Annotated in this window: 13 protein-coding genes and 1 pseudogene; 11 read left to right on the forward strand and 3 right to left on the reverse strand. The window is 74.1% G+C overall.

The features are described 5' to 3' along the window. Window positions 1–35: 35 nt before the first annotated feature. From ACF08D_RS16280 to ACF08D_RS16310, 7 genes and pseudogenes are all read left to right on the forward strand, one after another. On the forward strand, window positions 36–809 hold the full coding sequence (locus tag ACF08D_RS16280; protein ID WP_392223274.1) for an alpha/beta fold hydrolase: 774 nt from the start codon (window positions 36–38) through the stop codon (window positions 807–809). A gap of 153 nt (window positions 810–962) precedes the next feature. Then, entirely contained in the window at window positions 963–1,487 is a 525-nt protein-coding gene (locus tag ACF08D_RS16285) for a hypothetical protein (RefSeq protein ID WP_392223275.1), read from the forward strand. 113 nt (window positions 1,488–1,600) lie between these two features. Further along, window positions 1,601–2,278, forward strand: coding sequence for a DUF5701 family protein (locus tag ACF08D_RS16290; RefSeq protein ID WP_392223276.1), 678 nt, complete (start codon window positions 1,601–1,603; stop codon window positions 2,276–2,278). A gap of 169 nt (window positions 2,279–2,447) precedes the next feature. Beyond that, entirely contained in the window at window positions 2,448–3,707 is a 1,260-nt protein-coding gene (locus ACF08D_RS16295; RefSeq protein WP_392223277.1) for a PP2C family protein-serine/threonine phosphatase, read from the forward strand. 156 nt (window positions 3,708–3,863) lie between these two features. Continuing rightward, the gene (gene ppk2, locus ACF08D_RS16300; protein ID WP_392223278.1) at window positions 3,864–4,814 is read left to right on the forward strand and encodes a polyphosphate kinase 2; all 951 of its coding nucleotides are present in this window, start codon (window positions 3,864–3,866) and stop codon (window positions 4,812–4,814) included. Between the two features lie 150 nt (window positions 4,815–4,964). Further along, window positions 4,965–5,480 (forward strand): annotated as a pseudogene (locus ACF08D_RS16305) (DinB family protein). A gap of 128 nt (window positions 5,481–5,608) precedes the next feature. Then, window positions 5,609–5,839 (forward strand): hypothetical protein, encoded by a 231-nt coding sequence (locus ACF08D_RS16310; RefSeq protein ID WP_392223279.1) that lies wholly within the window; start codon window positions 5,609–5,611, stop codon window positions 5,837–5,839. A 44-nt stretch (window positions 5,840–5,883) separates the two neighbouring features. Here ACF08D_RS16310 and ACF08D_RS16315 read toward each other — a convergent pair whose 3' ends face one another. Together ACF08D_RS16315 and ACF08D_RS16320 are read right to left on the reverse strand one after the other, a co-directional pair. After that, on the reverse strand, window positions 5,884–6,519 hold the full coding sequence (locus tag ACF08D_RS16315) for an NADPH-dependent F420 reductase (protein WP_392223280.1): 636 nt from the start codon (window positions 6,517–6,519) through the stop codon (window positions 5,884–5,886). 203 nt (window positions 6,520–6,722) lie between these two features. Next, window positions 6,723–7,304, reverse strand: coding sequence for a hypothetical protein (locus ACF08D_RS16320; protein ID WP_392223281.1), 582 nt, complete (start codon window positions 7,302–7,304; stop codon window positions 6,723–6,725). Between the two features lie 271 nt (window positions 7,305–7,575). On the opposite strand from ACF08D_RS16320, the gene ACF08D_RS16325 reads away from it, so the two are divergent. Then, on the forward strand, window positions 7,576–8,433 hold the full coding sequence (locus tag ACF08D_RS16325; protein WP_392223282.1) for an alpha/beta fold hydrolase: 858 nt from the start codon (window positions 7,576–7,578) through the stop codon (window positions 8,431–8,433). A gap of 54 nt (window positions 8,434–8,487) precedes the next feature. On the opposite strand, the gene ACF08D_RS16330 is transcribed toward ACF08D_RS16325, so the two are convergent. Then, window positions 8,488–9,399 (reverse strand): helix-turn-helix domain-containing protein, encoded by a 912-nt coding sequence (locus tag ACF08D_RS16330; protein WP_392223283.1) that lies wholly within the window; start codon window positions 9,397–9,399, stop codon window positions 8,488–8,490. Between the two features lie 578 nt (window positions 9,400–9,977). On the opposite strand from ACF08D_RS16330, the gene ACF08D_RS16335 reads away from it, so the two are divergent. From ACF08D_RS16335 to ACF08D_RS16345, 3 genes are all read left to right on the forward strand, one after another. After that, window positions 9,978–10,874 carry an arginase family protein gene (locus tag ACF08D_RS16335; protein WP_392223284.1) on the forward strand — a complete coding sequence of 299 codons (897 nt, stop codon included), beginning with the start codon at window positions 9,978–9,980 and terminating at the stop codon, window positions 10,872–10,874. 370 nt (window positions 10,875–11,244) lie between these two features. Continuing rightward, entirely contained in the window at window positions 11,245–12,534 is a 1,290-nt protein-coding gene (locus ACF08D_RS16340) for an MFS transporter (protein WP_392223285.1), read from the forward strand. A 58-nt stretch (window positions 12,535–12,592) separates the two neighbouring features. Next, a complete protein-coding gene (locus ACF08D_RS16345) occupies window positions 12,593–14,083 on the forward strand; it encodes a non-ribosomal peptide synthetase (protein WP_392223286.1) in 1,491 nt (496 codons plus the stop codon). The last annotated feature ends 31 nt before the right edge of the window (window positions 14,084–14,114 follow it).

A 14,114-nucleotide genomic window follows, 5' to 3' on the forward strand; every position in this document is an offset into this window, starting at 1 on the left:
CCCCGTCCCCCACCCCTCATTCAAGGAGCCGGTCCATGCGCAGCGCCACCGTCACCGCCGGGAACGACCGCATACGGTGGGTCGAACTGCCCGGCGCCGAGCCCACCCGGGTCTATGTGCACGGTCTCGGCGCCACGTCGCCCGCGTACTTCACCCATGTCGCGGTCGACCCGCGCCTCGGCGGCCACCGCTCCCTCCTCGTGGACCTGCTCGGTCACGGCCACAGTGACCGGCCCACCGACTTCGATTACACACTGGAGGCCCACGCCGACGCGCTGGCCGATGCGCTCCGGGCCGCCCGCGCCGGCGGGGCGGAGGTGATCGCGCACAGCATGGGCGGTTCGGTGGCCGTCGTGCTGGCGGCCCGCCATCCCGGGCTGGTCTCCCGGCTCGTCCTGGTCGACGCCAACCTGGACCCCGCGGCGCCCGACATCACGGTGGTCGGCAGCAGGGGCATCGCCGCGTACGAGGAGGACGAGTTCCTCGCCGGCGGATGGGAGGACTTCCGCGACCGGGCGGGGGCCCACTGGTGGTCCACCATGCGCCTGGCCGGGCTGGAGGCGCTCCACCGCAGCGCCACCCACCTTGCCCGCGGCACCACGCCCACCATGCGCGAACTGCTGGTCGGCCTGACGGTCCCGCGCACCTTCCTGTACCCGGCGGCAGGGGGCGCACCGGCCGGTGCCGCCGCCCTCGCCGAGGCAGGCGTCCGTGTCGTCCCGGTCCCCCGCTGCGGCCACAACATCATGCTGGACAACCCCGACGGGTTCGTACGCGCGACCGAAGAGGCCCTCCGGCAGCAGACGTGACACCCGCTCCCGCGGAACGAGGGCGTCCGGGCACGCTCGGGCCCGCCGGGGGTAGGCGAGCCGCGAGACGGACGGGAGGGGCGGATGTCAGGCATGAGGGAGATGACGGACCGTCACTGGGCGTTGCGATTCTACGCGTTGATCCTTGCGGCTGTGACGGTGTGGGGTTTCGGCACGGGGGCGCTGGTCGCGGATCCGGGCGCCCGGGTCACGGTGGGGCTGATCGGCGGGGCGGCGATGCCGGCCCTGTCAACGGTGCTGATCGCCGTGGTGCGGTCGTACGAGGGGCGGCGAGCCCGGCGCTGGGGGCTGAGCACGAACCGGTACGTGCGGATCGGGCACGAGCTGCGCCGGGGGCGCGTACCGGACGAGGAGGCCGAGCGCGGCGCCGCGCGCGAGATCGCCGAGCGCCAACGCCGCATGCTGGGGCAGCAGAGCAGCAGGGTTCTCCAGGTGCTCGCGTTCGGGCTGGCGGCCGTCTGGCTGGTGACGGGGGTGTCGCAACTGGCGGCCGGGGACCACGGCTCGGCCGCGCTCACCGGATTCCTGATGGCGCTCGCACTGAGCAACCCCTGGTCGGTGCGCCGGTCCCGGCGCCGGCTGGAGCGGGTGGAGGCGCGACTGCGCACCGGCTCATCCCGGGGCGGGACGGCACGGGCCGCCGTCGAGGAGGAGTAGCCCGGAAAAAAATCTTACGTACATAGTAATTTTATGTTGACACCCCAGGGGGAGTGGGGCTACTTTTACGTCGGTAGCACCTTTGCACTGGCCCGCGCTGACGAGGAGTCGCATTGCCCGACGCCCCCACGACCGCCGTACCGCTCCCCCTGCCGTCGCTGTCCGCCCAGGCGGAACGTCTCATCGCACTCGATCTGCACACCCGGGCGGGAATCACCGCCGAGGACGTCCGCGCCTTCGCCGACAAGGCCCACGGCGAGGACGGCGGAGACTGCGGAGACGGCGGCACCCTGCTCGCCCTGCACCCCGACCGGGCGCCCGCCTCGCTGCTCGCACCGCTGCTCCGCCTCGGCGACAAGCCGGGGTTCGTCGTCACCGACATGCCCGACGTCGACCTCTTCACCCCGCAGGGCATCGATCTGCCGGACTCGCCGCTCTACCTGGTGACCGGGATCGACCGGGGCGACCGCATGGCCAACTGGAGCCCGGAGGAGGCGCTGCCGGCCCTGACCGGTGAGGGGCGCAGCCCGCTGGTGCTCACCGAGGGCATCCACTGGGTGATCCAGCAGCCGTCGGCCCTCGAACGCAACCTGTGCTTCATGACCATCGGCTCCCGGCTGCGCAAGCCGAACGGCACCTTCGACTCCCGTACTCCCGCTCTCTGGATCAGCAACGGCACCGGCCGGGACGGCCGCGAGCGGCGCAATGCCCCGAAGGTCGGCTGGTGCTGGTGGGGCAACCGCCACACCTGGCTGGGCTTCGCCTCCACCACGGGCCGCCGTACGGCCTGAGGCCCCGGGGCGAGGTGCCGGGCCAGCTCCTGGTCCGGCTCCCCCCGGCCCCCGCGCCGATTCACCCGGTTGGAGCGGTTCCGGTGAACCGCTCGGCGTCACCGGGCTGATGGTATGGCGGGAGTTCCCCGCGCCGGCGGGGCGGCGGCCGGGAGGAGGCGGGCGAGGGGTGAGCCGGAGCGGCGGTGACGAGCGCGGCGGGGCGGCGAGCGGGCCCGCCGGGGCGCGGCTGGTGCTGCTGGAGCAGGCGGTCGAGTCGATCGGTACGGCGCTGGACGAGCGGGGCACCTGCGAGGAGCTGGTCCGGTTCCTGTGCCGCGACCTGTGCGACGCGGCGATGGTGGACGTGACCGCCACGGCCGGGGTCGCCGGGGAGCCGGGCGAGGCCCTGCGTGTGGCCGCCGACCCGGACGGCCTGCTCGGGCGCCTCTCCCCCGGCGCGGCGCCCTCCGGTGCGGCACCCTCCGGCGCGGCACCCTCCGTCGAGGCGCACGACGAGGGGCAGCCGATCGTCCTCTCGGGCGGGCCGCCGTACGCGGTGTCGGTGCCCCTGGTCCATGGGCGGCGGCTGTACGGCAGCGCGCTCGCGCTGCGGGCCCGGCGCCCCTTCACGGACTCTGACACCGCCGTGGTGCACTTCGCCGCCCGACTGGCCGCCGTGCACGTCCGGCACGCCCGCGAGCACGCCCGGGTGCGCGACACGGCGGTCAGTCTCCAGCGGGCGCTGCTGACCGAGCCCGGGCAGCCGCACCCGAACCTCGATCTCGCCACGCACTACCTTCCCTCGGGCGGTGGCGCCCTGGTGGGCGGCGACTGGTACGAGACCGTACGCCTGCACTACGGGCGCACCCTGCTGGTCATGGGGGACGTCATGGGCCACGGCCTGGACGCGGCCGTCGACATGAACGCGTACCGCTCGATGCTCCGGTACATCGCCTCGACCGACCTGCCGCCCCACCGGGTGCTGCGGCAGCTGGACGCCGCCGTGGCGGGCGACGGCGTCCGGCGGCCCGCGACGTGCCTGCTGGGGCGGGTGGACCCCGCGCGCGGGGTGGTGGCGTTCGCCAGCGCCGGGCACCTGCCGCCGGTGGTGTTCTCCGCCGACGGCACCGGGGAGCTGGTGCCCGTACCGGTCGGCCCTCCGCTGGGGACGGGGTTCGGCGGGTACGAGATGTCGGCCCGCGCCCTGACGCCGGACGAGACGCTCCTGATGTTCACCGACGGGCTGGTGGAGCGTCGCGGGGAGGACATCGACGCGTCTCTCGCCCGGCTGACCGGACTGCGGCCGTCACCGGGCGGCACGGTGGGGGAGCTGATCGGCGAGGTGCTGGACCGGCTGGACGCCCGGCACGCCGAGGACGACGTCGCCGTGCTGGCCGCCCGCACCCGCCACCGCCCCGGCGATCACCTGGCGGGACCGCCCCTGTAGCCGCCCGGGCGCGTTGCGTGAGGACGAACCCGGTGGACTGGTGGGGTCTCGCGTACGTACGGCGGGATCGCCGGGGTACATGCGGGTTCGTGCCCTGCCGTCCGGTGGCTGTGGCGCGACAATGGTGAGGGACACCGCGCGGAGGGAGAGCCGCTCGTGGGCGAGGCCGAGAAGGATCTGCTGGCCGGTTTCAGTGTGGACGACAGCCGGCCGGAGCGGCCGATCCTCTTCGACGGGGACGGGCGGCCGATCCGCACCTGGCAGGAGAACTACCCGTACTCCCGCAAGGTCCGCCGGGCCGAGTACGAGCGGATCAAGCGGACGCTCCAGATAGAGCTGCTGAAGCTGCAGCGCTGGGTCAAGGAGACGGACTCGCGCCTCATCGTGATCTGCGAGGGCCGGGACGCGGCCGGCAAGGGCGGCACGATCCAGCGGTTCACCGAGCGGCTGAACCCCCGGGGTGCGCGGGTGGTGGCCCTGGACAAGCCGACCAGCAAGGAGTCCGGGCAGTGGTACTTCCAGCGTTACGTGGGGCACTTGCCCGGCCCCGGTGAGCTGGTGTTCTTCGACCGGTCCTGGTACAACCGCGCCGGTGTCGAGCGGGTCATGGGCTTTTGCTCCGACGAGCAGTACGACCTCTTCCTCAAGCAGTGCCCCGCCTTCGAGCGGATGCTGGTGGAGGACGGCATCCACCTGGTGAAGTTCTGGTTCTCCGTCTCGCGCGCCGAGCAGCGTACGCGGTTCGCCATCCGGCAGGTGGACCCGGTACGCCAGTGGAAGCTCTCCCCCACCGACCTCGCCTCGCTGGACCTGTGGGACGCCTACACCGAGGCGAAGGTCGCCATGTTCCGCGCCACCGACACCGTGGAGGCGCCGTGGACGGTGGTCAAGAGCAACGACAAGCGCCGCGCCCGCCTGGAGGCGATGCGGCACCTGCTCAGCCGCATCGACTACGACAACAAGGACGAGGAGGTGGTCGGCACTCCCGATCCGCTGATCGTCGGCGCCGCCGACACCCTTCTCGAACCGGGTGAGGAGGACACGGCCCTCTCCCCCACCCCGCTCGCCCCGGCCCACGCCGGCCCGGGCCAGCACCCGCCCGCCTGAGGCCGAGAACGGCCAGTGGCCACAGCGGCCGGCGCCGGGGGCCGGCTGCACGGGCGGAAGCGACAACTGGAGTCGTACGAGCGGGAGTTGGCGGCCCGGGCCGGGAAAGCCGGGAGACAGCCGGGCCCGGGCGTCCTATCGTCCGCAGGCATGACACCTTCACTTGAGCGACCTCCCCTCCGGGCGGACGAGCGCACCGCGCTCGTGGGCTGGCTGAATCTCCAGCGGCAGATCCTGCGGTGGAAGTGCGACGGCCTCGGCGAGGCGGACGCGCATCGCTCCGTCGTCCCGACGTCGCCGGCGATGACGATGGCCGGGCTCGTGAGCCATATGCGATGGGTCGAACACTGCTGGCTGGAGGTGCTGTTCCTCGGCGGCGACCAGACGCGGAACCCCTCCTTCGACGAGACCGAGGAGGACGCCAGCTGGCTCACGGACGGCGTCCCGCTGAAGCAGCTGCTCGCCGAGTAGGAGGCCCAGTGCGCCCGCAGCGACGAGATCGTGGCCGCGGCCTCCCTGGACGACGTCGGCCGGCACCCCGACTACCGCTCCGGCGGCGCCAACCTGCGCTGGATGCTCATTCACCTCATCGAGGAGACCGGGCGGCACGCGGGGCACGCGGACATCGTGCGGGAGCTGCTCGACGGGGTGAAGGGGTACTACTAGCGCCCGCGCTCGCCTCCCGGTGGAGGGGCCGGGTCCGCGCCTATGCCGCGGGTATGGGCGAGGTCGCGATCCGGTTGCGACTGGCGGCCGACGCGTTGCCGCCCGTCCGTCCGCGCGGTTGGCCCGGTGTGAACAGCCTTCCTTTCGCCGCGCTGGACGGCGCGTACTGGTTCGACTCCCACGACACCCCCTGCCCCCGGTGCGCCGAGCTGACCGCGCCATCGGCGCCCGTCCCCCGGGCCGCCGGCCGGGGCGGCGGGGACGGCGGTGGCACCGGGCCGTGGCGCGGGCGGACCGTGATGCTCGGCTGCTCCCTGGCCACCGTGATCGGCGCGCTGACGCTCACCCTGCTGCGCTGAAGCTCAGTCACCTGCCCTGACCCTCAGTCAGCTGCGCCGAAGCCTCATTCTTCTGTGCTGACGCGGGGCGGGACCACCCTGATGTTGAACGTGTGGCCGCCCAGGCCGCCCGCGATGCCCATGAACAGCAGGGCGAAGTGCTCCTGGCCGCGGGCCGTGGTGATCCCGCCGATGTCCAGCTGCGACGAGGCGGGCCAGCCGAGGTCGGTGAGGAGCCGGGCGGTGGTGCGCTTGGCCTCGGCGTCGTCGCCGGAGAGGAAAACGGTGCTGGGGCCGTCGAGGGTGTCCGGGGCGGTCATCACGGAGGCGTCCATGGTGCACAGCGTCTTCACCACCGGCGTGCGGGGGAAGGCCGCCTGGATCTGTTCGCCCAGGCTGCTGTTGGGGTGGGACAGTTCGGTGTAGTCGTCGGAGAGCCCGACCCCGACGTCGATCAGCGGGATGCCGGCGAGGGCGGGCGCCCCGATGGAGCGGAGCAACTCCACGGAGACCGTTCCGGGAGTGGCGTTGACCAGGACCTCCGCGTGGGCGGCGGTCTCGCCGAGGCTCGCCACGGGGAGCCCCAGGCCGGTCCGTTCGCCGGGATGGCGGGAGCCGAGGAGCACCTCGTGCCCGGCGGCTCTCCAGCCCTTCGCCAGGGCTTGTGCGACATGTCCGGTGCCAAGAAGTCCGATACGCATGGTGGGACGCTATCGCCGAGGCGGCCGGCCACGGATCGGGCCGGGGGCCGGGGTGGTGCGGTACCAAGGACGTACGTCTCAGGTCTCGGTGGGCTGTTGGGCTCCCCGCGAGGTACGGCCGGTGGAACGGCGTCGGCCGCCGCGGTGGGACCGCGACGGCCGGGCCTGATGCCCCCGTGCCCGGGTGTGCCCCGGTGCTTCGGTCAGTCGATCTTGATGGAGCTCACCCGGTCGTTCCACCCGCTGCGCATCGCGTTCTCGGTGTGGTTCGGTCCGGTGTTGCCCGGATACCAGTAGCCGCGGCCGTCGTTGTGCTCGGCCAGGTGCGCGGTGCAGGCGCCGGTCCGGTACGAGGACGTCTTGTCGTTGAAGCTGTACCGGTCGAGGTTCTGCCAGTAACCCCGGTCGTAGAACCGCAGGATCCGGGGGCGCAGGTTGTTGTGCTCGGCGAGCTGGAGCGGGGACGAGCAGGCGGCGAGCGCCCCCGACTCGGCCCGGGCGCGGCCCACGGCGGCGGCATTGCGGTCGAGTTCCGCGACGGTACGGAAGCAGGTGACGGCGTCGCGCCACACCCCGCACGCCCTGGCGTCCCCCCAGCCGCGCGCCAGGTCCAGCCGTCCGCCCTCGAACGTGGCGGTGACGCCCCGGCCGGAGACGGTCGCCGTGCCCGCGCCGGAGGTCTCGGCGGCGGCCGGGGCCGCTGCCGTCAGCCCGCCGAGCGTGACGACGGCCGCCGTCACGCAGGTGACCGCGAGCGTCTTCCTGTTCCTGACGGTGTTCCTCATGCGGTGTTCCCCCTTGTGTCGTTGTTGCGTGGTGGTCGTCCACTGACGCGACGGTGGTTCGGGCCGGCGGGAGGCCGTCCGCGCCACCGGGGAACATCCTCGTGAGGCGGGGCCGCGGGGTCTTGAAGATTCTGGCGCCGCCGGCGCCGGGCCCGATTCCTCGGCCGGTTTCCGCTCGCCCGGCGGTGGGACGTGATAGATCGGAACGAGCGAGACGCGGACGCGAAGCGAACGAGCAGCGGACGAGAGGGTGAACCGAGGTGGGGGTGTGATGCCGGAGATCGAGCTGTCGGCCGGACCGATCGACTATCAGGACACCGGCGGGGACGGGCCCGTGCTGGTGTTCGGCCACGGTCTGCCGATGAACGAGACGCAGTGGCGCAAGGTCGTACCACTGCTGGACGGGTACCGCTGCGTCCTGCCCACGCTGCCGCTCGGGGGCCACCGCCGGCCGATGCGCCCGGACGCCGACCTGTCCCAGCGCGGTGTCGCCCTGCTCCTGGGCGAGTTCATCGAACGGCTCGGGCTCGACCGGGTCACCCTCGTCCTCAACGACTGGGGCGGGGGCCAGTTCCTGGTGTCGGAGGGGCGGGCGCAGCGGCTGGCGCGCCTGGTGCTGGTGGCCTGCGAAGCCTTCGACAACTTCCCGCCGGGGCCGGCCAAGGCGATGGCGCGGGTGTGCGCGGTCCCCGGCGGCGTCCGGCTGTTGACGAGCCTGATGCGTGTCCCGGCGTTCCGGCACATGCGCGGCGGCTACGGCGGGATGAGCCTGCGCGGCGTCCCCGACGAGGTCCTGGACGACTGGTTCGCTCCCGCCACCCGGAGCAGGGCCATCCGCAGGGACTTCGCCAAGTTCGCCACCGGGGCGCCCGACCGGGCCACCCTGCTGGCGTGGAGCGAGCGGCTGCGGGACTTCGACCGCCCGGTGCTGGTCGTGTGGGCGACCGAGGACCGGCTGATGCCGCGTGAGCACGGCCCGCGGCTTGCCGGGCTCTATCCGCGGGGGCGGCTGGTGGAGATCGCCGATTCGTCCACCCTAGTCCCCGAGGACCAGCCCGAGCGGCTGGCCCGGGTGCTCACCGACTTCCTGGTGGAGACGGGGGCCGAGCCGGTCCCCCGCACCCGCTGAGCCGTACGAGCGGGGGCAGGCGGGAGCACCTGGCCGGGCGGGCCGCCGGGGGTGTCAGGGTCCGGGCCAGCCGAAGCTGGTGACCCGGCCGCGGATGCGGTCCTGGAAGAGGGGATCGGCCGGTACGGGCAGCCGCGCCGGCAGCAGGCGCGACGGCGGGAAACCGGTCATCCGCCGCACCTCCCGGCTCATGTGCGCCTGGTCGGAGAAGCCGCACAGGGCGGCCGCCGACGCCCCCGCCGTACCGCCGAGCAGCAGCCGCAGCGCCCGGTGCAGCCGCAGGATGCGGGCCACCACCTTGGGCGGCAGGCCGATCTGGCTCCGGAAGTGGCCGTCGAACTGCCGCCACCCCCAGCCGGTCCGTTCCGCGAGGCGCCCGATGGGGACGGCGCCGCCCGTCCGGCGGAGCTCGTTCCACGCCCACACCACACGTGGTGAGGGCTCCGGGCCCTCGCGCCACCAGCGGCACAACTCGGCGTCCAGCAGCGTGAAGCGCCCCTCCCAGTCGGGGAGGCAGGCCAGCGCCTCACCGAGCCGGCCGACCCGGCGGCCGGCCAGGTCGGCCGGGTCGACGATCCGTCCGGCCCACTCGTGCATGGGCATGCCGAAGAGCGTGTACGCGGCCCAGGGCGTCATGGCGACCTCCACCCCGTGCAGGTGGCCGCTGTGCTCGCCGAGGGTCGGCCCGGTGCGCAGGGCGGAGAGGAGGCCGGTGCGATGCTCCACGGGCGGCTGCCGGACCGGTCCCCCGCCGGGCCCGGTGGGTGCGGCGACGTCCGAGGTGAGCAGCCGGTTCTCGAAGGGCAGCACCAGGGTCACGGCCCCGTCGGGGATCTCCAGCCGTCTGCGCGGCTCCCGCAGGGCGAGCCGGTATCCCCGGTACTGCACCACACCGGGCCACAGTCGCGGGTCGGGACGTCGCCAGACCAGCTCCCAGCCGTTCTCCGGGTCCGTGAAGCAGCGCACCGCACACCTCCGCGTCCAGCATGGGCGGCGCGGCCGTCCGGTCGCTGCCCCGGAATCGGCCGATGCTAGTAGGTCCGTACGCCGCCGGGAGGGCGTGCCGTTCCGGCGGCCGGAACGGCACGCGGGGTCGCCGTCGGCGGCGGTGGCGGCCTTCGTCAGCGGCCGGGGGTCGCCGTCAACGGCGGTGCGGCCGTGCTCGGCGGTTGTCGTCGAGCTCCTGGTGCATCTGCGGCTGGTCGTCCTGGCCCTGGCTTCGAGGATCCGGATGGGTGGCGCTCGGCCTGCCGCCCGCCGGGGCGGCGCGCGACAAGATCGCCGGAGCTGATCCTGCCCAGTGCCCCGCCGGACGGCGATGCCCCGTGGGGGGGTACGGCGATGTGCGCCCGCGCGCCCAGGGGGCGCACATCCGTACGGGCGGAAGGTGCGCGCGGGACGGGCGGGCGGGACGTACGGGCGGGACGGTCGCGCGGGACGTACCGGCGGCGGGGACATTCGCGCGACGACAACTGCGCGATGACCGCGAAGACGGTGACGCGGAACCGTTGATGCCGCTCGGGAGCGGCACGGAGGATGGCGGCATGCGAAACATCGTGATCATCGACGCCCCGTCCAACCTGGGGCTGCGCCCTCCGGCCCCCGGCACCGTGCCGGGCTGTCACAAGCTCGCCGGAGCGCTGCGCGACAACGGGATCGTGCGGCGGCTGAACGCGTCCGAGGGCGGGGTCGTCGTCCCGCCGCGCTACGACCGGGGGGACTGGCGAGAGGGGGACGGCGTCTTCCACGCCGCCGCCATCGCCGCGTACACGCGGAGGCTGGCCGAACGGATCGAGGGGCACGTGCGGGCAGGGGACTTCCCCCTCGTCCTCGGCGGCGACTGCTCCATCCAGCTCGGCGCCTCGCTGGCGCTCCGGCGCCTGGGTCGCTACGGGCTCGCGGCCGTCGACGCGTCGGCCGACTTCCGGCACACGGGCAACTCCGACCGGATCGGCGCGGCGGCCGGGGAGGAGCTGGCGATCGCGACCGGGCGCGGGCAGGACGAACTCGCCGACATCGACGGGCTGAAGCCGTACCTGCGCGACGAGGACGTGCGGCTGTTCGGCATCCGTGACGACGACGAGGAGGACCGTACCGAGCTGGGCGCGCTGAAGATCCCCGTCGCCACGGTGGGCGAGCTGCGCGAGTGGGGGGTGGCCGAGGTGGCGGGGGCGGCCGTGCGCAGTCTGGAGACACCCGTCCTGGACGGCTTCTGGGTGCATCTGGACGCCGATGTGCTCGACCCGTCCGTGATGCCCGCGGTCGACAGTCCCGATCCCGGGGGTCTGCTGCCCGGCGAACTCAGGCCGCTGCTGCGGACGCTGGTGCGCTCCGAGCGGTGCGCCGGTCTGAACGTGACGATCTACGACCCGGACCTCGACCCGGACGGCACGGCCGGGGCGCTGCTCACCGATCTGGTGGTGGAGGCGCTGCGGCCCTGAGCGCCGCGAGGACTCCATGCGCCTCCGCCGGCGGGTCAACCCCCTTAATGGGGGGAATGAGCCGTTCCGACCACACGGTGCAGATGAATGACTACTTTCGGACAGAAACAAGCCGGAGATGTTCGCGCTTGTGGTCGGCCGGTGCCACACCGTGATCGGCGCCGTGGCACCCTGTCCTGGGCGCGGCCACGGCACCGCACGGTTCATCCGCCCGTCACCCTCGTACACCGTAAATTTTCCTGAGCGTGCCGGAAAGAGGCGAAAGAAACGACCGAAAGTGGCCAGTGTGCTTTGACTACTGAACGGGTGGTCAGTGAATGTCCTTCACATGCCCGCCACATCTGGAGCCGTGACCAGCGGCCCTCTGCGCATGCGTGACTTCCGCCTGCTGCTCGCCGGAGCGGCGGCCGGGCAGTTCGGAGCACATGTCACCCTGGTCGCCCTGCCCCTCGTGGCCGTGCTCGAACTGGACGCGCCCGCCTTCCAGGTGGGCCTGCTCACGGCCGCCGAGACCGCGGCGTTCCTGCTGATCGGGCTGCCGGCCGGGGCCTGGGTCGACCGGATGCGGAAGCTGCCACTGATGATCCGCGCGGACGCCGTCCGGGCCCTCGCCATGGCGAGCATCCCGGCGGCGGCCGTCGCGGACGTCCTGACGATGGCTCAGCTGTACGCGGTCGCCCTGGTCACCGGCGTCGCCACCGTCTTCTTCGACGTGGCCCACCAGAGCTTCCTGCCCCACCTCCTGCCCAAGGAGCACCTGGTGCGCGGCAACGGCGCGCTGGAGACCGTCCGTTCCTCGGCGCAGGTCACCGGCCCCGGGATCGGCGGTGGCCTGGTCCAGCTCCTCGGCGCCCCGCTCGCGGTGGCCGCCGACGCCCTGGGGTACGTCCTGTCCGCCCTCTTCCTCCGGGGCATCGCCCGGACGGAACCCCGCCCCGAGCCGGCCCCGGGCGCGTCCCTGCGCGCGGAGATCGGCGAGGGACTGCGGTTCGTGCTCGGCCGCCCGCTGCTGCGGGTGATCGCCGTGACCACCGGCCTCGGCAACTTCCTCACCGCCGTCCTGATGGCCACGCAGACCGTGTACCTGGTACGCGTCCTGGGGCTCGCCCCCGGCGCGGTCGGCCTCGTCCTGTCCGCCGGAGCGGCCGGCGGCCTGCTGGGCGCGCTGGTCGCCGGGCCGCTGGCCGCCCGGCTCGGCCAGGCGCGGATCATCCTGCTGTCGGTCCTGGTGACCGGGCCGTTCGCCCTGCTGTGGCCGCTGTCGGAGCGGGTGGGCGGCGCGGCCCTGTTCGCCCTCGGCTCGGGCGTCGTCTTCCTCGGCGCCGTCGTCTACAACGTCGCCCAGGTGAGCTTCCGTCAGGCGCTGTGCCCACCCCGCCTGCTGGGCCGGATGAACGCCACCCTGCGCTTCCTCATGTGGGGCACCCTCCCGCTCGGGGCGCTCGCCGGCGGCGCGCTGGCCGACGGGTTCGGCGCCCGCACCGCGCTGCTGTGCTGCGCGGTCGGCTTCCTCGCCGTACCGCTGCCGCTCCTGCTCTCGCCGCTGCGCCGGATGCGCGACCTCCCGGACGACGCCACGCCCGAGGCGGAGGCCGGGGCGGGGCCGAAGGCGGAGGCTGAGGCGGTACGGGACGCGGACTCCCCCGCCGCGCTCGGCTGACCCGTACGGCCCTCCCCCCACACACAGGTACCGACACGCATCGACAGAAGAGGATCACGTGCTCAGCATCACGGGCCAGTACCTGGCTCGCTACCGAGACCTGGCCGCGCGGGCGGACTCGCCCGTCCTGCTGCCGGTGACCGGGGCGCAGCGCCGTTTCATCCTGGTGCGTTCGCTGGACCCCCAGGGGCGTCCCGACCTGGTGCCGATGTTCTTCGCCTTCCCGCGCGGCACCGTGGACACCGGGCGCCTCGCCGCGGCGGCCGAGCACCTCGCCGTCCTGCACCCGGTGCTCCGCAGCCGCCCCACCGTGGTGCGCGGCACCCCGGTGCTGCGCGTGGAACGGCCGGAGGTGCCTGTCGTCCGGGTGGCCCGCGAGCCCGGCGAGGACGCCCGAGCCGCGCTGCGCCGCGCCCTGCGCGCCTGGGCCCCGGACGGGCCGCCGCTGCGGCTGTACCTCGCGGAGGACGGCGAGCCGGTGGGCGGGCGGTCGGCGGACGGCGACCCGATGGGCGGGCGGTCGGCGGACGAGCGTCCGGTGGGCGTCCGGGCGGCGGACGGGGACGCGCGGGGACGCGAGGTGCTCGCCGTCGTGCTCGACCACACCGCCTGCGACGGCAGGTCCCTCGCCCGGATCGTCGAGGAGCTGGGGGCCGCGTACGCCGAGGCGGGCCGAACCGCCCGGCCGGGCGCCGCCGCCGCGGGCACCGGCCCGTACACCGCCGCCGCGATCGGCCCCGCCACCGGTCCCGACGTGGACGACTCCGCCGAACTCGCCGCCTACCGCGACGCCGTGCTGCTCCAGCTGGACGCCGAGGAGCGCGCCGCCTCGCCCGACGCGCTGGCCTACTGGGGCGACCGGCTCCGCGCCGTACAGGACCGGGCGCCGGTCCCCCCGCCGGGCGAGCCGGGTGCGGGAGCGGCGCCCAGCGGTTCGGCCTCCGCGCGGGTGCCCGCGCCCCCGGCGGGGGTGCCCTTCCCCGAGCTGCTCGCCGCCTGCCGGCCGGCCGTGCGCGCCCTGTACGGGCCCGGGCACGTCGTTCCGCTCGGCTATCCGTGGGGCGGCCGGCCGGCCGGTGCCGAACGGGTGCTGGGCTGCTTCCTGAACACGGTGGTCTTCCCGGCGGTGACCGCGGCGGCGCCCATCTGCCCCGAGGTGACGGCCGACGCCTGGTGGGACGACCTGGACCGGGCCGACGTGCCCTTCGACGCGGTCGTGCGTGCCGCGCGGGAGGCCGGTTCCGGCTGGTCCGGCCGTCTCGACGGGATGCTGACCGTCGACGACGCCGCGCAGCGGCCCCCGCTGCGCCTCGGCGGCGTGGAGGGGCGTGAAGTGGACGTCGACGGCAGGCCCGTGCGCGGCCCCTTCGCCGTCTCCGTGACCCAGGGCCCCGAGCTGCGCGTGCGCATGGTGTGGGACCGCGCCGTGATCGCCGACGACACCGCCCGTACCGCGTTCGACGCCCTCACCGACGCGCTCGGGGCAGCGGCCCGTGCGGCGGCCGCCCCGGCGGCCCCGGAAACGCCGCAGTCCCCGGCGACCGGCTGACCGGACCCGCTCCCCTCACTCCCGTACCCAC

It is taken from the genome of Streptomyces sp. NPDC015131 (genome assembly GCF_043079975.1).
Lineage (GTDB): Bacteria > Actinomycetota > Actinomycetes > Streptomycetales > Streptomycetaceae > Streptomyces.